Annotated in this window: 16 protein-coding genes; 13 read left to right on the forward strand and 3 right to left on the reverse strand. The window is 29.7% G+C overall.

Annotated elements, in window-relative coordinates:
* Positions 1-221 precede the first annotated feature (221 nt).
* From ACSYT2_RS04220 to ACSYT2_RS04230, 3 genes are all read right to left on the reverse strand, one after another.
* Complete coding sequence (locus ACSYT2_RS04220) at positions 222-2,840, reverse strand: calcium-translocating P-type ATPase, PMCA-type (protein WP_438383676.1); 2,619 nt, start codon at positions 2,838-2,840, stop codon at positions 222-224.
* 243 nt (positions 2,841-3,083) lie between these two features.
* Complete coding sequence (locus ACSYT2_RS04225) at positions 3,084-3,290, reverse strand: hypothetical protein (protein WP_430855938.1); 207 nt, start codon at positions 3,288-3,290, stop codon at positions 3,084-3,086.
* A 118-nt stretch (positions 3,291-3,408) separates the two neighbouring features.
* A complete protein-coding gene (locus ACSYT2_RS04230) occupies positions 3,409-4,542 on the reverse strand; it encodes a DEAD/DEAH box helicase (protein WP_438383677.1) in 1,134 nt (377 codons plus the stop codon).
* A 167-nt stretch (positions 4,543-4,709) separates the two neighbouring features.
* On the opposite strand from ACSYT2_RS04230, the gene ACSYT2_RS04235 reads away from it, so the two are divergent.
* The 13 genes from ACSYT2_RS04235 (at position 4,710) to ACSYT2_RS04295 (ending at position 13,882) form a co-directional block, all read left to right on the forward strand.
* On the forward strand, positions 4,710-5,132 hold the full coding sequence (locus ACSYT2_RS04235; protein ID WP_430855940.1) for a YaaR family protein: 423 nt from the start codon (positions 4,710-4,712) through the stop codon (positions 5,130-5,132).
* Positions 5,133-5,210: 78 nt separating this feature from the next.
* Complete coding sequence (locus ACSYT2_RS04240; RefSeq protein ID WP_438383679.1) at positions 5,211-5,468, forward strand: hypothetical protein; 258 nt, start codon at positions 5,211-5,213, stop codon at positions 5,466-5,468.
* A 150-nt stretch (positions 5,469-5,618) separates the two neighbouring features.
* Positions 5,619-6,596: an ABC transporter substrate-binding protein gene (locus ACSYT2_RS04245; RefSeq protein ID WP_438383681.1), complete on the forward strand. Its 978-nt coding sequence runs from the start codon at positions 5,619-5,621 to the stop codon at positions 6,594-6,596.
* Complete coding sequence (locus ACSYT2_RS04250; protein WP_438383683.1) at positions 6,571-7,332, forward strand: ABC transporter permease; 762 nt, start codon at positions 6,571-6,573, stop codon at positions 7,330-7,332. The genes ACSYT2_RS04245 and ACSYT2_RS04250 overlap by 26 nt, the downstream gene beginning before the upstream one ends.
* Complete coding sequence (locus tag ACSYT2_RS04255; protein WP_438384996.1) at positions 7,328-7,996, forward strand: ATP-binding cassette domain-containing protein; 669 nt, start codon at positions 7,328-7,330, stop codon at positions 7,994-7,996. Before ACSYT2_RS04250 ends, ACSYT2_RS04255 begins: the two co-directional genes overlap by 5 nt.
* Positions 7,997-8,031: 35 nt before the next feature.
* Complete coding sequence (locus ACSYT2_RS04260) at positions 8,032-9,738, forward strand: ABC transporter ATP-binding protein (RefSeq protein ID WP_430855944.1); 1,707 nt, start codon at positions 8,032-8,034, stop codon at positions 9,736-9,738.
* A 147-nt stretch (positions 9,739-9,885) separates the two neighbouring features.
* On the forward strand, positions 9,886-10,425 hold the full coding sequence (locus tag ACSYT2_RS04265; protein ID WP_438383685.1) for a phosphohydrolase: 540 nt from the start codon (positions 9,886-9,888) through the stop codon (positions 10,423-10,425).
* 153 nt (positions 10,426-10,578) lie between these two features.
* Positions 10,579-10,893 carry a thioredoxin gene (gene trxA / locus ACSYT2_RS04270; RefSeq protein ID WP_438383687.1) on the forward strand — a complete coding sequence of 105 codons (315 nt, stop codon included), beginning with the start codon at positions 10,579-10,581 and terminating at the stop codon, positions 10,891-10,893.
* A 7-nt stretch (positions 10,894-10,900) separates the two neighbouring features.
* Positions 10,901-11,758, forward strand: coding sequence for an NAD(P)/FAD-dependent oxidoreductase (locus tag ACSYT2_RS04275; protein ID WP_438383689.1), 858 nt, complete (start codon positions 10,901-10,903; stop codon positions 11,756-11,758).
* A 221-nt stretch (positions 11,759-11,979) separates the two neighbouring features.
* Positions 11,980-12,135 (forward strand): hypothetical protein, encoded by a 156-nt coding sequence (locus tag ACSYT2_RS04280; RefSeq protein ID WP_430855948.1) that lies wholly within the window; start codon positions 11,980-11,982, stop codon positions 12,133-12,135.
* 127 nt (positions 12,136-12,262) lie between these two features.
* The gene (locus ACSYT2_RS04285; RefSeq protein ID WP_438383690.1) at positions 12,263-13,045 is read left to right on the forward strand and encodes an alpha/beta hydrolase; all 783 of its coding nucleotides are present in this window, start codon (positions 12,263-12,265) and stop codon (positions 13,043-13,045) included.
* On the forward strand, positions 13,036-13,188 hold the full coding sequence (locus tag ACSYT2_RS04290; RefSeq protein WP_438383692.1) for a hypothetical protein: 153 nt from the start codon (positions 13,036-13,038) through the stop codon (positions 13,186-13,188). Before ACSYT2_RS04285 ends, ACSYT2_RS04290 begins: the two co-directional genes overlap by 10 nt.
* A 106-nt stretch (positions 13,189-13,294) precedes the next feature.
* Entirely contained in the window at positions 13,295-13,882 is a 588-nt protein-coding gene (locus ACSYT2_RS04295) for a TetR/AcrR family transcriptional regulator (protein ID WP_438383693.1), read from the forward strand.
* The last annotated feature ends 232 nt before the right edge of the window (positions 13,883-14,114 follow it).

A 14,114-nucleotide genomic window follows, 5' to 3' on the forward strand; every position in this document is an offset into this window, starting at 1 on the left:
TGTAAATAATAAATGAATATTATGAAGAGAATAAATAATATTTATAACAATTCTATTAAGTTACTACTTAGTATGAATTAAAAAGAAAAGACAAAAAATACTTCATAGTAAGAAATATATAATTAAGAGTATAAGTGATATATCATAAAATTATATTTTATAATAATATTAGAATGAGCTGTATCTGAACTACTATAAAACAATTCAGATACAGCTCCATTTTAATTTTTCTTGATTCTTAAGAAGATTTTTAGAATCTCATTAATTACTAATGGCATTATAGAAATTAATAATACTAATCCCCAGTCTCTAAAGCTTAACGGATAAACTTTAAATATTCCTGCAAGGAAAGGAATTGTAATTACAGCAAATTGAATTAGTATTCCAAAGACTATAGAACCAATTAGGTATTTATTCGAGAATAAACCAAGGCTGAAAATTGATTTTTTAGTATTTCTCATGTTAAGTGAGAAGAATAATTGGGATACACTTAAAACTACGAATGCCATAGTTTGTGCATGCATTAATGAATCAGGATATAGATGTTCACCAAGCTTGAAAGCAAATAGAGTAAGTGTACCAATAAGTATACCATTCACCGCTAAGTAGAGTCCCATATGTCCTGCAAATAAGCTTTCTTTTGGATTCCTTGGAGGATCATCCATAACACTTTCATCCATTGGATCAACACCTAATGAAAGGGCAGGAAAGCTATCAGTAATTAAGTTTACCCATAAAATATGAATTGGTAATAGTGGAGTAGCCCAGTTTAATAAGATAGCAACAAATAATGCTACAATTTCACCAAAGTTACATGAAAGTAGGAATATAATAGACTTCTTAATATTACTATAGATATTTCTACCTTCTTCAACTGCATTAACTATAGTTGAGAAGTTATCATCAGTTAATATCATATCAGCAGCACCTTTTGCCACATCAGTACCAGTTATACCCATTGCAACACCAATATCAGCAGCTTTTAAAGATGGAGCATCATTTACACCATCACCAGTCATAGATACTATATTACCATGAGATTTAAAGGCTTTAACGATTTTAACCTTATGTTCTGGCGAAACTCTTGCAAATATTTTATAATTATTTACTATAGCATTAAATTCATCCTGACTATAGTTATCTATTTCAGCACCAGACATAGATTGACCTAAATTATCGGCTATACCTAATTCTTTACCTATTGCAAAAGCAGTATTTTTATGGTCTCCAGTTATCATAATTGGTACAATTCCGGCCTTTTTACAGAGCTCAATTGATCCTTTAACTTCTTCACGAGGCGGATCAATCATTCCCATAAGACCTATGAAAATAAGACCTTCTTCAAGTTTGTCTAAGGAAATTTTTTGATTAGTAATATCCTTATATGAAGCACCTAAAACTCTAAGTGCATCATCACTCATTGCGTTAGAAGCATCTAATAATTCTTTCTTTTTTTCCTCTGTTAATGGTTGTATTTCACCATTTATTGAAATTCTATCACATATTTTAAATAATGAATCTATTGCACCCTTTGTAAATACTTTAAATCCATCTCCATAGGAATTTACAGTAGTCATAAGTTTTCTATCTGAATCAAAGGGAATTTCATCTACTCTTTTATGCTCTGTATTTAAATTGTCTTTAAAAATATTAAATTTAATACCTACATCCAATAAGGCTATTTCAGTAGGATCACCAGTTTTTGAACTTTCTGTAGAAGTGGCATCATTACAAAGAACCATGGCTTCTACTAACAGTTTACTTTCATGATTATTAATATCTAAAGTATCTAAAGATTCAAGTTTATTATTAACGAAGGTCTTTTTAACTGTCATCTTATTAATTGTTAAAGTTCCAGTTTTATCAGAACAGATAATACTTACTGAACCTAAAGTTTCAACAGCTGGCAATTTCTTAACTATAGCATTCTGCTTAATCATTCTTTGAACTCCAAGAGCAAGAACAATGGCAACTATAGCAGGAAGTCCCTCTGGAATTGCAGCAACAGCTAAACTGATAGCAGTAAGGAGCATTTCAAACCAGTCCCGACCTTGAAATATTGATATAACAAATATTAATACACAAATTCCAATTGCAGCAAAGCCTAAGGTTTTACCAAGCTGAGCTAGTCTTTTTTGTAGTGGAGTAGCTGATTCTTCTTCAGCATCTAGCATTTTAGCTATTTTTCCTATTTCAGTATTCATACCAGTTGCAACAACAATACCAGAGCCACGTCCATAGGTTGCTAAAGTAGACATGAATGCCATGTTATGTCTATCACCAATAGGGGCTTTTTCATCATGAACAATTACAGTTGCATCCTTGTCTGAAGGAAGAGATTCACCTGTAAAGGCTGATTCCTCCATTTTTAAGTTGGCACTTTCTATAAGTCGTAAGTCGGCAGGAATATATCTTCCAGCATCAATTATGACTATGTCTCCTATAACAACTTCTTCTGAGGGAATTTCCTTAAGCTCACCATCTCTTTTTACTAAAGCTTTTGGGGTACTTAGTTGCTTTAGGGCCTCTAGGGCTTTTTCTGCCTTTGACTCTTGTACAACACCAATAACTGCATTAATTAAAATTACAATTAAAATTATTATTGAGTCACTTATTTCTCCCATAATACCAGATATAATAGCGGCACCTATAAGAATGTATATCATAGCATCTTTTAGTTGTGCCAAGAAAAGAGATAGAATAGTCTTTTTCTTTTTGCCAGCAAGTTTGTTTTCCCCATCCCTCTCTAGACGCTTTTTAGCTTCCTCAGAGGATAATCCATTCAAGGGATCAGTTACAAACTCTTTTATAGCTTCTTCAGAGCTTTTACTAAACCACATATAATTTCACCTCGTTTTTAACATTAGCACTTTTCTGAAAATAATAGATTTAAAGATTAATTCATCATTTTTAGAAATGTGCCTGATAGAATATTCTATTATATAGTTAGGATAGTGATTTTATTCTTATTTAATACGTGGAAAGTAATGTTGATTAATTACATTAAAAAAGTAAATAAAACTACAGGGTAGAAACACCTGTAGTCCAACGTTTATGCATTTAATTAACTTTTAATTTTAATTCTAAATATTTTTATCCATGTCTTTAAGTTTTTCTTTTGCATCAAATTTAGAAAGTTTTTGATTAGCTTGTCTAAGTGATATTTTTAATTCGAAAAGTTCTTTATCCTGTGATTCAATCATAGATTTTAATTTGTTTATGCTAGAAGGTATACCAAAAGAAATGTTATAAATAATATAAAGCGCTAATACAATTAGAAGTATTACCATTATTACTCCCCCTTATTATGAGTAACTATTTTGTCGTTTATATACCAATTATGTAAGTATATAGAATAACCTCCTTATATTATATGATATAAGGAGGTTATGAGTAAAGTAATTAATTCTAAACTAATTCACCATGGCTTAAGTGTTTCTTTTCAATTTTTATCTTAAATTCTCTTTCATAAATTCTTACAACAGCTTTTTCTTTAGCTGTTACTAAAGATATTGCATAACCAGAGTTATTTCCTCTAGCTGTTCTTCCTGCTCTATGTAGGTACTCAAGGGCATGAGTTGGGAAGTCAAGATTTATTATATGAGTAACACCCTGGATATCAAGTCCTCTTGCTGATATATCAGATGAAACTAAAATATTTATCTTACCAGTCCTAAAACTTTCAAGGGCATTTTGTCTTTGTTCTTTAGTTAATTTATTATGCATAGCAAAAGAGGCTTTATTATGATAGTTTAATTTTTCTGCAACTAAGTTAGTATCAAAGGCTTTATTAACAAAAACTATAGCCTTTTCAGGGTTAGTAGCTGCAACTAACTTTCTTAATGTTTCAAACTTATCCCTAGGATCTACTTCAATATACATATGTTCAATATTTGGATTTAAAGATATTTTAGCTTCACTTTTAAAGATAACAGGTTCCTTCATTAAGTCTTTAGCAGTAGCCATAGTATTTTCATTAATTGTAGCGGAGAATATAAGAAGTTCTCTATCTCTCATTGTTTTCTTAATAATATCCTTAACAAAATCTGAACTAGTATTATCAAGAAGGTTATCTGCTTCATCAATAACTATTGTTTTTATAGTGTGAGCAGCGATTCTCTTTTTATTCATTAAATCTAGAACTCTTCCTGGTGTTCCAACAATTATATGAGGTTTAACATCCTTAAGTCTTTTAATTTGCTTCTCAATGTTAACATCTCCAATAATGGAAAGAGAAGTAGCAGGAATTGTTGAGTTAGTTGCAAGTAGCTTAATCTGAGCTTCAATTTGCATAACTAATTCATGAGTTGGTGCTAAGATTAGAGCTTGCATCTCTCTTTTTTCTGTATTGATCTTTTGGAATATAGGTGCTACAAAGGCAAGAGTTTTACCACTACCAGTATGAGCTTCTCCTATAACATCTTTATTCTCTAAAACTTCTGGAATAGCTAGAGCTTGAATTTCTGTTGGCTCAGTTATACCTTGAGCTTTTAATCCTTTAATAATATTTTCATTTAAACCTAATTCTTTGAATGATTTCATTTATTTCTCCTTTGATCTGTATTCGTAACTTATATTATAACATTTTTAAAGGAAATTAGCAGAAAAATCTTCATAAAGTAACATTTGAAATGGGTTAATCATATTATTTTGTAGTTGAACTCTTGCTTTTTTGATATAATAGTCTTATTAAAGAAAGGACTGATACTATGGAGATTGGAAGAGTAAGTAGGGGAACAATAGCTACTGATGATAGAAAAGTTGTATCTAATAGAAAAGATTTCTCACAAAGTTTTAATCAAGCTAGAGATAGAAAATCCCAAGAGCAGCTTAAGAGGATGATAGATGACATAAAGAAAAAGGGTAATAGATTAGTTATTACAAAAACCTATGCAGATGTTAGAATGTATAAAAAAATGATTAAGGAGTATTTAGAATCAGTACTACAATTTATGTATGATACTAAAAAAGATATAAGCTTTTGGCAAACGCAGTATTTTATAACTGTAGATACTGTAGATGCTAAACTTGAAGAGTTGACTCAAGTACTACTTGGGGATGAGAAGGATAATCTTAATATAGCAGCAACTATAGATGAGATTCAGGGCTTAATTGTTGATATATATAGATAATTTAAGAGCAATAAGAGTTGAAGACTAGTACTTAAGTATTAGTCTTTTATAATATTATTTAATTAGGGAGGCTATTGTATGTTGGGGTTTTGGAATAGAAAAGAGGTGTATTCAGGGAACTCTATGAAGAAGTCTACTAAAGTTCGTGATATCCTTGCAGAGAATGGGATAAATTATTCTTATAAGGTTGTAAATAGGAATACTGAATCTTCCTTTGACACAACAAGGGCACGAATGGGATCTTCTGGTGGTAGAAGTGACCTAGACTATGAATATTTAATATATGTACACAAGAATGATTACGATGCTGCAGTACAAATTATATATGAAGAATAAAGTGGGAAATAAAATATAATAAAATTGATAATCCTAAGACTAAAGAGAATATCTTTAGTCTTAATTAATAATAATTATCAACTAACTATGGGAATTTGTTATGAGATGTAGTATTATAGTATATAGGTAATTTTACAAGGAGGAATAATAATGAAGAAAAAATTTGCACTATTATTAGTTGGGTTATTGAGTCTTGGACTATTAGTAAGCTGTAGCGATGCTAATGAACCTAAAGTAACAAAAGAAATAAAAGTTGTAGTACCTGATGGATTACCAAGTATGGCAACAGCAAAGGTAATGAAAGAAAAACCAGAAATACTAAAGGGCTATAATCTTAGCTATTCTATAGAGAAAACACCTGAGAATATAGTTTCAGAAGTCCTTAAGGGGGAAGCTGATATTGCAGTAGTTCCATCGAATGTAGCTGCAACTCAGTACAATAAAGAGGCTGGTTATCAAATTGCAGGTACAGTAGGATGGGGTTCATTTTATTTAGTATCTACAGAGGGAGAAAAGAAAATTGATGACTTAAAGAGTCAGGAAGTTTATAACATAGGTAAAGGTCTAACACCTGATATAGTTACAAAATCAGTTTTAAAAGATAAGGGATTTGACCCAGAGAAGGATTTTAACTTCTCATATCTAAACGGAGTTACAGAACTTGCACCAACTATTTTAGCTGGGAAAGCAAAATATGCAGTACTTCCTGAACCAGCATTATCTCAGGTTTTATCAAAAAAATCTGATCTTAAAGTAGTAATGGATTTAAATGAAGAGTGGAAAAGTGCTAATGATTCAAAGTATGGTTTCCCTCAAGCAACTATAATTATAAAAAAGGAGCTTATTGCAAATGATAAGAAGTTTGTAGATAAGTTTTTAAAGGAAATAGAAGAGAGCTGTATTTTTGCAAATGAAAAAAAGGATGATTTAGCCACATATAGCGAAGAAATAGGAGTATCAGCAAATAAGGCAATTATTCCAGCTGCAATTGAAAAGGCTAATATCAAATATGTAGGAATTAAAGATTCATACAAGGAGTATGAAACATACTTTAATAAATTAAATGATTTTGATCCAAAGACAATAGGAGGAAAGATTCCAGATGAAGGAATTTTCATGGAAAAATAAAAGGCAGAGTATAGTTGCCATTTTAGTGTTATTAGTTCTTTGGGAGATTATAGCTATAAAAATTAATAATGATATATATCTTCCGAGAATAGAAGAAGTACTACTTTCCATGGGAGAGATATTTAAAGATTCAAATTTATTAAATAATATCTTAAGCAGCCTATACAGAACAGTAATAAGCTTTATTGGAGCCTTGTTATTGGCAGTTATTCTAGGGGTACTATCTTTAATGTACCCTTTCTTTAATAATTTTTTGAAGCCTTTAAATGCTATAGGAAAAACAATTCCAACAATGGTCTTAGTAGTTCTAGCTCTAATATGGTTTGACAAGGACAAGGCACCTTTAGTAGTAGGATTTGCTATAGTATTTCCAATACTATATGATGGGATTTTAAGCTCATTAAATGGAATAGACAAAAAGACTATTGATATGTGCTCTATATACAAAGTGTCAACTATTCAGAAGGTAAAGAAAATTTATATTCCAATTATTGTTTTTTATATTATGAATATACTAATATCTACTTTTTCCCTTGCTTTTAAAGTTGTTGTAGCTGGTGAAGTACATGGTCAACCTAAGTATGGAATAGGTTCAGCAATACAAATTGAAAAAATGAACTTTAATACAACAGCAATTTTTGGATGGATTCTTATTATAGCCATAATATCAGTAATTTTTGAGTGGATTAATAGAGTACTTTTAAAGAAAGTATATAGGTGGAAGAATGAAGATTAATTTACAGGTTAAAGATTTATGTAAGAGTTTTGGATATAAAGAAATATTTGATAAATTTAATTTAAATCTTAGTAATGAAAAAATTAACTGCATTATTGGAGAGTCAGGAGGGGGGAAAAGCACATTACTAAATATAATTGCTGGTATTCAGAAGTTAGATAATGGAGAGATATTAGGTGTAAATAAAGATGATATAAGCTATATATTTCAAGAAGATAGACTTATACCTTGGCTTACTGTTAAAGAAAATATAGAATTATTTATATATAATTATTACAGTAAGAGGGATGGAAATAAGAAAATAAAAAAGATTTTTAAACTAGTAAATATTGAGGGTACTGAAAATGAATATCCAGAAAAATTAAGTGGTGGCATGAAGCAAAGAGTTAATATTGCAAGAGCTCTTTTAAAACCATCTAAAGTAATTTTAATGGATGAGCCTTTTAAATCGCTAGACTATAAGACAAAATACTCAATAATAACTGAGTTAAAGGAAATATTTAAAAAAGAAAAAAGAATGGTTATTTTCGTTACACATGATGTTGATGAGGCCATATTCATGGATGGAACAATATATGTCTTAGGGGGAAGACCATTTAGAATAAAAGGAAAATTTCAAGAAAACTTGCTAGATGCAAAGGAAGAAATAATAAAATTAATATAAAATTGCGAAAGAAAAGTGATTTTAATGGAGGAAATATGTTAAAGAAATTTATAGAATTTTACAAGCCCTATAAAAAGCTATTTGCATTAGATTTAGTAGCTGCCTTTATAGCGGCGGGAATTGATTTGGTTTATCCAATGATGACAAGGGAGTTAATGAATAACTCTATTCCAAATAAGAATTTAAGAATGATAGGGGTATTTGGAGTAACTTTACTAATACTATTTATTATTAAAGCTGCTTGTGGATACTTTATGCAATATTGGGGACATGTTGTTGGTGTTAGAATGCAAGGAGATATGAGAAGAGACATATTCAAGCATATTCAGAGACTTCCAAATAAGTTCTTTGATGGTACTAAAACTGGTGATGTAATGTCTAGAATTATTAATGATTTAATGGATATTTCAGAGCTTGCCCATCATGGACCGGAAGATTTGTTTATATCTGCAGTAATGCTTGTTGGTTCATTTGCAATACTTTGTACAATTAATATTCCACTTACTCTTATAATTTTTGCTTTTATTCCTATAATAGTTTTATTCACAATGAAAAAAAGGAAGAAGATGCGTGATTCATTCCTTGAAACAAGAGTAGAGACTGGGGCAGTTAATGCAAATCTTGAAAATAGTATAGCAGGAATTAAAGTATCTAAGGCCTTTGTTAGCCATAGTTATGAAGAAGAAAAGTTTGAAGAAGGTAATCAAAGATTTATAAGAGCTCGTGAAAGAGCATATAAAGTAATGGCAGAATACTTTTCAGGAGCAAACTTCTCTTTAGATATACTTAATTATGTTGTCTTAATTGCAGGTGGAGCCTTTACTATTATTGGGAAGATTGATACAGGTGATTTTGTAGCTTATCTACTATATATAAAGATATTTATGGATCCAATAAAGAAGTTAATTAACTTTATGGAACAATTCCAAAGTGGTATGACAGGCTTCCAAAGATATATTGAACTTTTAGGGGAAGATAGAGAAAAGGAAAGAGAAGGAGCACTTCCTATAAAGGATGTTAAGGGAAAAATCACATTTAAGAATGCTAATTTTAGTTATGAAGATAATCAAATTTTAAATAATTTATCATTAGAAATAGAAGCAGGAAAAATGCTTGCTTTAGTTGGTCCTTCAGGTGGTGGTAAGACAACCTTCTGTAATCTTATTCCTAGATTCTATGATTTAGATAGTGGACATATATTGATTGATGATAAGAGTATCTATGATATAACTTTAGATTCATTAAGAGATAGTATAGGGATAGTACAACAAGAAGTATTCTTATTTACAGGAACTATTAAAGAAAACATTAAGTACGGTAAATTAGAGGCTACAGATGAAGAAATATATGAAGCAGCTAAGAGAGCTAATATTCATGATTTTATTATGGGCCTTGAAAATGGATATGACACTTATATAGGTGAAAGAGGTACTAAGCTTTCAGGAGGTCAAAAGCAAAGATTATCTATTGCTAGAGTCTTCTTAAAGAACCCACCTATATTAATACTTGATGAAGCTACATCAGCTTTAGATAATACTACTGAGTATTACATTAAGAAGTCATTGGACGAGCTATGTAAGGGTAGAACAACTATTGTAGTAGCACATAGACTGTCTACTATAAGGAATGCAGATGAGATTATAGTTCTATCTGATAAGGGAATAGAACAAAGAGGAACACATGAAGAACTTATGGCAGCAGGAGGGATATACAAGGATCTTCATAAGTATGTTGAAAACTAAATATATAAATTTAGCATAAATATAAAAAGGTAGCTTCTTAGTTGCCTTTTTATGTTTAATATTAAATAATAGAGTAAATAAAGATTTGACAATTAAGAGTAAATATAAGAAAATTAATATATTTTAAAAGGATAAAGGAGACAAAAGATGAGGCTAGGTGACTATATATTAACAGCTACAGGTATTGAGTTTTGGCCATTAGATCCAAGAGTTAAAGAGATTTCAATAAGGGATATTGGACATGCTTTATCATTAACTTGTAGAGCTAATGGACATTATAAAAACTTTTATAGTGTAGGGCAACATTCAATTTATTGTGCACAGGAAGCAAAGCTTAGAGGATATTCTAAAAGAGTACAATTAGCTTGTTTACTTCATGATGGATCAGAAGCATATATTTCAGATATAACAAGACCTGTTAAAAAACAGCTAGATAGCTATATTAAAATAGAAGAGAAGTTACAAAAAGCAGTTTATGAAGCTTTTAGATTAAGTGATTTAACTGATGAAGAGCTAGAGTTAGTTAAGATTATAGATGATGCAATGTTGAAGTATGAAATGGAAAACTTGCTTAATTATTCTGGTATAGAAGCAGAAGATATAAAAGGTGAGTACAATCTTGGTCTATTAATGATGAATGAAGTTGAAGAGGAGTTTATTGAATTAGCAGAGGAATTACAGCTTTAAACTGTAGTTCCTTTAACTATATAGGATGAATTTTTAGGTATAAAAATAAATAGAATACTTACACTAAGAGTAGGCTTTTAGTTGACATAAAATGAAATATAGTATAGAATTAATAAAAAACAATACCCCTTAGGGGTATGAGGAGGAAGAAAAATGGTAGAATATATTAGTCAAGATAACTTTCAAGAAGAAGTTTTAAATAATAAGGGAGTAGTAGTTGTAGATTTCTTTGCAACTTGGTGTGGACCTTGTAAGATGATTGCTCCAATTTTAGAAGAATTAGATTCAGAAATTAATGATGTTAAGATAGTAAAGATTGATGTTGATGAAAATGGAGATATAGCAAATGAGTATGGTGTTCAAAGTATACCTACTATAAAGATATTTAAAGATGGTGCTGAAATGGATACTAAGGTAGGATTCTTACCAAAGGATGCATTAAAAGAATCTATTGAAGAGCTACTTTAATTAAAATATGGCAGATAGATTTGATATAGCAATAGTAGGAACTGGGCCAGCTGGATTATCAGCGGCCCTTAATGCTAAAATTAGAAATAAATCATTTATTTTATTTGGAAATAATAATCTTAGTCCAAAGATTCAAAGAGCACCGAAAATAAATAATTATCTTGGGTTACCCAATTCATCAGGAAAAGATATGTTAGAAGCTTTTAGAGGACATATTAATGCTATGGGAATTGAAATAACTGAAGAGAGGGTAAATAGTATTTACTCAATGGGTGACTACTTCACCCTAATGGTTAATGATAAAATGTATGAAGCAAAATCCTTAATATTAGCTACAGGAGTAGAATTTTCAAAACCTTTAAAGGGAGAACTAGAATACCTTGGTAAAGGTGTTGGATATTGCGCTACCTGTGATGCTCCACTTTATAAGGGAAAGGTAGTTACTATAATTGCATCTAATGATGAGGGAGTACATGAAGCAAATTATGTTAGTGAATTGGCATTAAAGGTTTATTTTATTCCTTTATTTAAAGGAGAATATAAACTAAAGGATGGAATAGAGCTTATAAAAGATAAACCTATAGAAATAGTAGGTGAAAAAAAGGTCACAAAGCTTATTATTAAGAATGGTGAAATTGAAACAGATGGTATATTCTTATTAAAGGATGCTATATCACCATCTCAGCTTGTTCCAGGATTATTAGAAGAGGATGGGCATATTAAAGTTGATAGATCTATGGCAACTAACCTTAAGGGTTGTTTTGCAGCAGGAGATTGTGTTGGAAAGCCTTATCAATATATAAAGGCTGCCGGAGAAGGAAATATTGCAGCATTAAGTGCTACTTCATATTTAGATAATAAATAGTATAAAGACATTTATTGATTAAATCAATGAATGTCTTTCTTATTTTTGGAGAATACTATAATCAAATACCTATTAAACGAAATATTTTGAAAATTTAATTTATTATGATATAATAATATCTATTAGTTTATCACTACTTATAATAATGTTATCATTTCGTATTGACATGCATAATATAAGTAGTATAATAAATATTCGTAATATAGCATTAGGAGGTGAAAATGGTGGCTGTAAAGGATTATAGAGAAATGTATACATCAGCAATACTTACTCATGGAAAAGAGATTGGCTTAGAAGAAGAAAAACTTAATAGATCATATTTAGCTAAATTAACTTTTGAGGAGTTAAAAGAATTAGCTCAAAAATTACAAGGTTAATTAGAAAGGATAGTAATATGTATTTATCTATTAACAAATAAAAGAGTAGCAGATTGTAGAATGAAGCTACTCTTTTTTTGCGACTAAAAATAGTGTTATAATGGAGAAAAAAGTTGAGGTATAGATTATGGGAGTTTTAATTGTCATATTAGCCATATTATTAGTACTTGCACTATTATTTCTACACTATGCATCAGAGTATGCTTTTAAAAAAGCCTTTCATGATAATAAAAAAAGTAAAGAGGATGCATTTAGAGTTCTTAAAAGTAGAGAGATGTTAGATGAAAAAATCTATGATGAAGTTTATATGGAAGAAGTAAGTATATTATCTAAAGATGGATTAAAGCTTAGGGGAGCACTTATAGAGAATTTCAAAGATAGTAATAGATTTATAATATTAGTACATGGATATAGCGCAAATCGTCATATTCACATGCCCTTTGTAAGATTATTCATAAAGGAAGGTTTTAATATTTTAATAGTTGATGAACGGAATCATGGAGATAGTGAAGGAGAATATCCTAGCTATGGCTATTATGAGAAGGAAGATTTAGATAGATGGATAGATTTTATAGTTAAAAGAAGAGGTGATAATTTATTTCTAGGGTTACATGGTCAATCTATGGGTGGATCAACAGTCCTTATGTGTGGGGCTAGTAACCCTAGAGTTAAATTTGTAATTGATGATTGTGGCTATTCTAGTGGTAAGGAGATAATAAAATATCAGTTCTCAAAAGTTAAATGGGTACCTTTTGAAATAGTTTATAAAGTTCTTAATTATAAAGTTAAGAAAAGGTATGGTTTTAGGTTCGAGGAGGTAAGCCCTATTGAGGACATTTGTAATAGTGAGGTGCCAGTTCTTTTTATACATGAAACAAAGATAAATCAGTGCCTTATGAGATGGCAATAGATATGTATACAAGAAGAAATAATAAGAAGGATAGAGTACTAATAGTTCCTGATGCACCTCATATGGTAGCCTATAAAATGGCAAAAGAAGAGTATGAGAAATTAGTTCATGATTTTATTGAGAGTATAGAATCTGAATATTAAAATCTAATTAAGGAAATAAATTGAAGGTTTGCAAAAGCTAATAGGTTTGATATAATGCCTTATAGTATGTGGAAGTATTTTTATATATGTCAGTTAGGGGTGTAAAATGAGAGAATTAAAGAATGTTGAAGAGAGGATACTTGATAGAGCATTATATCTTTTTGGGAAAAATGGCTCTACAAATGTTCCAATCAGAACAATTGTAAAGGAAGCAGGAGTTAATGTAAGTGCGATAAACTATTATTTTGGAAGCAAAGATAGAATGTTAAGTTATGTTCAAGAATTCTATATTAATAACATATTAATGGCATATGAACCATTAGATAATAATGAGTTAAGTGATGAAGAAAAGCTTATTAATTGTTCTAATGAGATAATAGAGTATTCAATTAGATATCCAGGGGTACTTGTTATGAATAAAGAAGCATCTAATGCGGAAGAGAAGAGTGAAATGGATATTAAGATTATTAATATTATTAATGAAGCTAATAAGAAATTAGATAATGTGTTAAGGTCTGTTATGAAATGTAATGAAGAAGAATTTATATATAAAAGAATGATATTTTTGTCATCAATATTACATCCTTTCATTAATGAAACTAATGAAATTTTTAATGAAGAAATCCTAGTGGATAAAAATTCAAGGATAAACTATATAAAGTATATTATAAATACTTTAAAAATAAAGGAATAATAACAAGGTTATCTCTGTAGATTATGAGATAACCTTTTATTTATGATAAATTGGGGATTGGTAGTTAATAAATTAACATAATAATATTAATACATAACTTAAGGTATTGATTTGGTAATGATTACAAACAATGAAATTATTAAAAAATATAAAAAGTTCCTTAAAAAAGAAAATTAAAACAAATTGTTTAAAACATATTGATTTAATACTTCGTTAAATATATAATTAACAA

Origin of the sequence: Clostridium zhoujianii, from assembly GCF_051590805.1 — a bacterium.
GTDB lineage: Bacteria > Bacillota > Clostridia > Clostridiales > Clostridiaceae > Clostridium.